Genomic DNA, 6,413 nt, shown 5'->3' with positions numbered 1-6,413 from the left:
CGCGCCGCCCGCCGACCCGCTGCTGCGCCGCCTGACCGCCGGCCTGCCCGCGCCCGATGGCCCGGCGGGCTGAAAAGAGGAAGGTGAGGGGAATGAATTCCCCTCAACCCCTTCTTCTTTTTTTCGGTTTTTGGGGGTGCTGCCGGCCGCCCGCCACAGCCACCCAACTGGCAGAAAAAAGAAGGGGTCCGGGGAATTCCTTCCCCGGCCTTTTTCTTTCCTGTGGCGCCTAGAGCAGCGCCTCGATCGCCCCGCGCAGCTTCTCCGGCGTCGTTGTCGGGGCGTAGCGCCCGACCACCTCGCCCTGCCGGTCGACCAGGAACTTGGTGAAGTTCCACTTGATGCCCTCGCTGCCCAGCAGCCCGGGCTGCGCCGCCTTCAGCGCCTGGAACAGCGGGTGCGCCTGCGGCCCGTTGACGTCGATCTTGGCGAACAGGGGAAAACTCGCCTGGAAGCGGGTCTCGCAGAAGGCGGCGATGCTGGCGTCGTCGCCCGGCTCCTGCCGGCCGAACTGGTTGCAGGGGAAGGCCAGCACGTTGAAGCCGCGCGGGCCATAGTCGCGCTGCAGCGCCTCCAGCCCGGCATATTGCGGGGTGAAGCCGCAGGCGCTGGCGGTGTTCACCACCAGCAGCACCTGGCCACGGAACGCCGCCAGCGGGGTTTCGGTGCCGTCGGAGCGTCGGGCCGAGAGCGTGTCCAGGGGCAGGGCGGTCATGCGGCGTTCCTTCCGGTCTCGTGCTCTATCTGGGCTGCCGGGGGCGCCGGCTCAGCGCGCCCCCTGCCGGGTGATGTAGATGGCGCTGCCCACGATCAGCAACGCTCCGGCGAGGAGGAAGAGGTCGAGCGCCTCGGCGAAGAGCAGCGCCCCGGCCATGACGGCGAAGACCAGCCGCACATAGGAGACCGGCGCGACCGACGAGGCATCGGCCAGCCGCAGCGCGTTGATCCAGAGATGCATGCCGGCCGGCCCCAGGATGGCGGCGCCGAGCAGCAGCGCCGCATTGCCCCAGCCCGGCCAGGTCAGATAGGGCAGCGCCACCGGCAGGCTGCCGGCGGTGGCGACCAGGCCGATATAGAGCATGATGGTCTCGGTGCGCTCGGTGCGGGCGAGCGCCTTGGTGGTCAGCACGATGCCGGCGCCGAACAGGGCGGAGCCGAGCGAGGCGGCCAGCGGCCAGTCCAGCGGCAGCACCCCCGGCCGCACCACCAGCAGCACGCCCGCGAAGCCCAGCAGCGTCGCCGCCCAGCGGCGCGGCCCGACGCGCTCGCCCAGCAGCGGGCCGGCCAGCGCCGTGACGAACAGCACCGAGGTGAAGGACAGGGTGGTGGCGGTGGCCAGCGGCAGCCGCAGGAAGCCGACGTAATACAGCCCCCAGGAGACGAAGGAGAGCAGCCCGCGCAAAAGCTGCATGCCGAGCTGGCGGGTGCGCAGCAGGCCGAGCCCCTCGCGCGGCAGCAGCGGCAGCACCCAGAGGATCTGCCCGGCGGTGCGCGCCAGCAGGATGGTGGTGGCCGGCACCCCGTCCAGATACTTCACCAGCACCGTCTCCAGGTTGAAGACGAAGGCGGCGGCGGTGGTCAGCAGGGCGGCCTGCAGCAGCGGGGTCATCGCCGCGCCCGGGCCTCGGCCAGGCTGACCAGCAGGGCGCCGGCCAGGATCACGCCGGCGCCGAGCCAGGCCAGGCCGTCCGGCGCCTCGCCATAGAGCGCCCAGCCGGTGGCCGCCAGCACCGGCAGGCGCAGATACTGGAAGGGCGCGACGGCCGAGGCCTCGCCGGCGCGGAAGGCCTCGGTCACCAGCACCAGGATGCCGGGGGTGAAGGCGGCCAGCCCCGCCAGCAGCGCCAGGTCGCCCCGGTCGAGCGGCTGCCAGTGCCAGAGGGCGAAGGGCAGGATGCCCGCCGTGGTCAGCACGCCGACCCAGCCGATGATGGTCAGCGTGCCCTCGGTGCGGGTCAGCAGGCGGGAGGAGAGGGTGATGCCGCACCAGGTGACCGCCGCCACCAGCGCCACGGTGACGCCGAGCGCCGAGGCCGGCGCCGCCTCCCAGGGCCGCAGCATCACGGCGATGCCGAGCAGCCCCACCAGCGTGCCGGCCCAGCGCGCCGCCCCCACCCGCTCGCCCAGCAGGGGTGCCGCGAGCAGGGTGGTGAACATGACATTGGTGAAGGAGAGCACCGTGGCGGTGGCGAGGTCGAGCAGCGTCAGCGACCAGTAATACAGCCCCCAGGTGGCCAGCGAGCAGGCGCCGCGCAGCCCGTGCAGCAGCGGCCGCGCGGTGCGCAGCACGGCGGGCCCGGCGGCGATCAGGCTCGGCGCGATCCACAGGATCTGGCCCAGGCAGCGGAACAGCAGCTGGGTGGTGATCGGGATGCCGCGGGCGGTCATCCAGCGGATGAACAGCGCCTCCAGCGCGAAGAGCAGCGCGGCCGCGGCCATCAGGGCCGCGCCGCGCAGATTGCCGGGCAGGGTCATTCTGCGGCCAGGATGACGGAGGGGCGGGATTTGAAAAGGGGCAGACCGGCGAAAGCACGGCCCCGCCGGTCGCGTCCGCGCGAGGCCGGTTCCCGCCGCCCCCCGGCGCCCCCATCTGCGGCGGATGAGCGATCCCTTCGACCTCGACCGTTTCCTCCGCGCCCAGGAGGCCGTGCTGCCGCAGGTGGAGCGCGAACTGGGCGAGGGGCGCAAGCGCAGCCACTGGATGTGGTTCGTCTTTCCGCAGCTGCGCGGCCTCGGCCGCAGCGAGACGGCGCGGCGCTACGGCATCGGCTCGGCCGCCGAGGCGCGGGCCTATCTGGCGCATCCGCTGCTGGGGGCGCGGCTGCGGCATTGGGTGGCGCTGGTGCTGGCGGTGCCCGGCCGCTCGGCGCAGGAGATCTTCGGCAGCCCGGACGATGTGAAGTTCCGCTCCTGCCTGACGCTGTTCGCCACCGTGGCGCCGCAGGAGGCCAGCTTCCGCGACGCGCTGGCGCGCTTCCACGGCAAGGGCCCGGATCCGGCGACGCTGGCGCTGCTGCGCGACGCGGAGGAGTGAGCCGCGCGCCGCCTCAGCTGAGGTCGTGCAGGTCGCGCCCCTGCGGCGCGGTCACGGTGAAATCGGAGAACAGCACCTCCAGCCCGGCGCGCTCCGGCGTGCAGCACATCGGGCCGACGCGGTAGCGCCCGGCTTCCGGGAAGGGGCAGAGGCGCAGCAGCGGCCAGCGCTGCCCGTCGCCCGAGACCTGCAGCCGCAGCACGCCCTGCGCCACCGTCGCCCGCAGCCAGACATCGCCCGGGTCCCCGGCATAGGCGGCGGTGGCCCAGTCGGAGCGGCCGATGGTCAGCACGCTGCCCAGCATGGCCTGGCCGTCCGACAACTCGATGCCGGCCTTCAGCCAATGCGCCTCGTCCAGCCGCAGCATCAGCCCGGCCTGGTCGTAGAGCGCCGCATAGCGGGCGCGGATGCGCAATTGCGCGGTGAAGCCGCCCGCCACCTCGACACCGAGGAAATGGCCGCTGTCGCGGGTGAAGCCGTAATGCGTCTCGCGCCAGAAATCGCTGCCCTGGTCGGTGGTGACGGAGAGGCTGTCTCCGTCATCCCGCCAGCGCGCGGGCTCGTTCAGCCAGATCCCGCGCGCGAACATCAGACGCTGGCCAGCAGCCCGGCGAAGAGCCGCGCCCGCGGCACCAGGCTGTCGACCAGCAGGTGTTCCTGCAGCGTGTGGATGCCCGCCCCCTGCACGCCCAGCCCGTCCAGCGTGGGGATGCCCATGGCGCCCGTGAAATTGCCGTCCGAGCCGCCGCCGGCGCTGGCATGCGGCAGCGGCAGGCCGAGCCGCCCGGCCAGGGTCTGCGCCGTGCGGTAGAGCGCCATGGTGCCGGAATCCGGCTCCCAGACCGGGCGGGTGACGCCGCGGCGCACCTCCAGCAGCACATCGCCCTGGGCGGAGAGGCCGAGCATCTTCTCCACCGCGCGGTCGAGGTCCTCCTGCCGCTTGGCCATGGTCAGGGCCTCGGCGTCGCAATGGGTGGCGACGCAGTTCACCCATTGCCCGCCATGCAGCACGCCGACCGAGAAGGTGCAGGCCTCGCTGGTCATCGCCTCGATCGCCAGCACCTGGCGGCACATCTCGCGGATGGCGCTGCGCCCGTCCGACAGCGCGGCGCCGGCATGGCTCGGCCGGCCGGTGACACGCAGGTTGAAGCGGGCGATGGCGTAGCGGCCGGTGACCACGCCGCCATCGCGCTGGGCGGGCTCGGGCACCAGCACCACCTCGTGCCGCGCCGCCTCGGCCTCGATCAGGTCGCGGGTGGAGGGGCTGCCCACCTCCTCGTCGCCGGTCAGCAGGAAGGTGACGGGGCGGCGCGTCGCGATGCCGGCCTGGATGATGGCGGCCATGGCCTGCACCGCGAGATAGGTGCCGCCCTTCATGTCGCAGATGCCCGGGCCATAGGCGCGGTTGTCCTCCACCCGGAAGGGCAGGCGGGCGAGGGTGCCGACCGGGTGGACGGTGTCCAGATGCGCCAGCACCAGGATGCCGCCCTCCATCTCCCCGTCCGGATGCGGGAAGCGGGCGCGGACGCAGTCGGAGAAGCCCATGCGGCCGGGGATGCGCTCGATCCGCGCGCCGAGGATGGCCAGGTCGCGGCTGGCCAGCGCCATCATGCGGTTCACCGCCCCGGCGTCGAAGGTCGGGCTCTCGCACTCCACCCAGGGGCGCAGCCCGGCCAGCAGCGCCTCCGTCTCGAAGGGCAGGGCCAGGGCGCGCAGCGCCTCCGGCTCGTCGCGCGGCGGGATCTCGGCGTCCATGCGGGGTTCCTTCCCAGAAAGTGACAGCCCTGTTTGGCGGGCAGCCTGCGGCCTCGGGCCCGGCTCCGCAAGGCCCGGCCGCCCGGCCGCGCCCAGGCCGTGGCGGGGCGGCCGGGCAAAGCGGGGGCTGCATCCGGGCCCAGGCTGCGCCATCATGTGCGGCGATGACCGATTACACGCCCCCCCGCCGCATCGCGCCACAGGCCGGGCCGCATCTCTGGACCGGGGCGGCGCTGTCGCCCTCCGACTGGATGCTGCCGCTGGGCGCCGAGATCGCGGCCGAGATCGAGACGGCGCTGGCCACCCCCGGCGCGCCGCTGGCGCGGCTGGCGCCGCTGCTGGGCCAGCTGGTGGAGCGGCTGGCCAACGGGCATGGCTTCGCCCTGCTGCGCGGCCTGCCGCTGCCGGCGGAATCGGCGGCGCTGCTCGGCCTGCTGGGCAGCCGGCTGGGCCGGCCGGTGGCGGTGCCGCAGCCCGCCGGCCCCTACCACACCGAGGCCTGCGACATGCTGCTGCTGCTGTGCCGCGAATCGGCCGAGATCACCCTGATCTCCGCCGCCGCCCTGCACAACGAGCTGCTGAAAGCCGACCGCGCCGCGCTGGAGGTGCTCTACCGCGCCCTGCCGGCCCCGGCGCCCGCGGCGGAGGGAGAGGCGGGGGAGCCGGCCTCGCCGCTGCCGGTCTTCGCCGTCACCGGCGGCGTCTTCGCCGCGCGCTGCGACCGCGCGGGGCTGGACGCGGCCGCCTGCGGCGGCGCGCTGGCGGCGCTGGAGCAGGTGGCGGAGCGCCCCGGCCTGGCGCTGAAGCTGGTGCTGCGGCCGGGCGACCTGCTGGCGGTGAACCCCTTCCTGGTCTGGGCCAGCCGCCCGGCCGGGCTGGCCAGCCTGCCGCTGCGCGGCGAGACCTCGCGCCTGGCGGAAGGCCCCTTCGCCGCGCTGGCGCCGCTGGACTGACCCCCGCCCACCGCTCCTGACGGAACCAAGCCCGCATGCGCATCCTGGTCGCCAACGCCAACACCACCGAGGCGATCACCGCCCGCTGCGCCGAGGCGGCGCGGGCGGCGGCCAGCCCCGGCAGCGAGATCATCCCGGCGACGCCGCGCTTCGGCGCCGCCGCCATCTCGACCCGGGCGGAGAACATCATCGCCGGCCACGCGCTGCTGGAGCTGCTGGCCGAGCAGGCCGGGCGGGTGGATGCGGTGGTGCTGGCGGTCAGCCATGACACGGCGCTGGAGGCGGCGCGGCAGATCATGCCCTGCCCGGTGATCGGCATGACCGAGGCCGCCTGCCTGGTCGCCTGCATGGCGGGGGCGCGCTTCGGCCTGGTGACGCTGGGCGGCACCGAGACCTATCGCGAGCTGGTGGCGCGGCACGGCCTGTCCACCCGGCTGGCGGCGCTGGAGGGCCTGCCCGCCACGCCGCAGGAGGCGGTGGCCGACCCCGCCCGGGTCGAGGCGATGCTGGAAGAGAGCATCGCCCGGCTGGTGGCGCAGGGGGCGGACAGCGTGATCCTGGGCGGCGCGGCGCTGGCCGGCATGGCGGCGCGGCTTTCGGCCCCGGTGCCGCTGCTGGACGGCATCGCCTGCGCGGTGAAGCTGGCCGAGGCGATGGTGGGGCTGGCCCTG

At 74.1% G+C, this 6,413-nt stretch carries 8 protein-coding genes; 3 read left to right on the top strand and 5 right to left on the bottom strand.

The genetic code is table 11. From position 1 onward, the window contains the following. Positions 1 to 229 precede the first annotated feature (229 nt). From HMPREF0731_RS06375 to HMPREF0731_RS06365, 3 genes are read right to left on the bottom strand one after another with little or no spacing between them, the layout of a single operon-like run. Positions 230 to 715: a glutathione peroxidase gene (locus tag HMPREF0731_RS06375; RefSeq protein WP_007003230.1), complete on the bottom strand. Its 486-nt coding sequence runs from the start codon at positions 713 to 715 to the stop codon at positions 230 to 232. A gap of 51 nt (positions 716 to 766) precedes the next feature. Continuing rightward, positions 767 to 1,609 (bottom strand): DMT family transporter, encoded by an 843-nt coding sequence (locus HMPREF0731_RS06370; RefSeq protein WP_007003229.1) that lies wholly within the window; start codon positions 1,607 to 1,609, stop codon positions 767 to 769. Beyond that, on the bottom strand, positions 1,606 to 2,475 hold the full coding sequence (locus tag HMPREF0731_RS06365) for a DMT family transporter (RefSeq protein WP_007003228.1): 870 nt from the start codon (positions 2,473 to 2,475) through the stop codon (positions 1,606 to 1,608). Before HMPREF0731_RS06365 ends, HMPREF0731_RS06370 begins: the two co-directional genes overlap by 4 nt. A gap of 124 nt (positions 2,476 to 2,599) precedes the next feature. On the opposite strand from HMPREF0731_RS06365, the gene HMPREF0731_RS06360 reads away from it, so the two are divergent. Next, complete coding sequence (locus HMPREF0731_RS06360) at positions 2,600 to 3,034, top strand: DUF1810 domain-containing protein (protein ID WP_007003227.1); 435 nt, start codon at positions 2,600 to 2,602, stop codon at positions 3,032 to 3,034. A gap of 13 nt (positions 3,035 to 3,047) precedes the next feature. On the opposite strand, the gene HMPREF0731_RS06355 is transcribed toward HMPREF0731_RS06360, so the two are convergent. Both HMPREF0731_RS06355 and HMPREF0731_RS06350 read right to left on the bottom strand, forming a co-directional pair. After that, entirely contained in the window at positions 3,048 to 3,623 is a 576-nt protein-coding gene (locus HMPREF0731_RS06355) for a DUF1349 domain-containing protein (protein WP_007003226.1), read from the bottom strand. Next, a complete protein-coding gene (locus HMPREF0731_RS06350; protein ID WP_007003225.1) occupies positions 3,623 to 4,789 on the bottom strand; it encodes a M20/M25/M40 family metallo-hydrolase in 1,167 nt (388 codons plus the stop codon). The genes HMPREF0731_RS06355 and HMPREF0731_RS06350 overlap by 1 nt, the downstream gene beginning before the upstream one ends. A 164-nt stretch (positions 4,790 to 4,953) precedes the next feature. On the opposite strand from HMPREF0731_RS06350, the gene HMPREF0731_RS06345 reads away from it, so the two are divergent. Together HMPREF0731_RS06345 and HMPREF0731_RS06340 are read left to right on the top strand one after the other, a co-directional pair. Beyond that, positions 4,954 to 5,742: a Fe(II)-2OG oxygenase family protein gene (locus HMPREF0731_RS06345; RefSeq protein ID WP_040611973.1), complete on the top strand. Its 789-nt coding sequence runs from the start codon at positions 4,954 to 4,956 to the stop codon at positions 5,740 to 5,742. 35 nt (positions 5,743 to 5,777) lie between these two features. Continuing rightward, a partial coding sequence (locus HMPREF0731_RS06340; protein WP_007003224.1) for an aspartate/glutamate racemase family protein occupies positions 5,778 to 6,413 on the top strand: 636 nt, incomplete at its 3' end.

The sequence above is a fragment of the Pseudoroseomonas cervicalis ATCC 49957 genome (assembly GCF_000164635.1).
Classification (GTDB): Bacteria; Pseudomonadota; Alphaproteobacteria; order Acetobacterales; family Acetobacteraceae; genus Pseudoroseomonas; species Pseudoroseomonas cervicalis.
The sequence above is the reverse complement of the archived record's forward strand: the minus strand, read 5'-3'. Positions and strand labels throughout refer to the sequence as shown.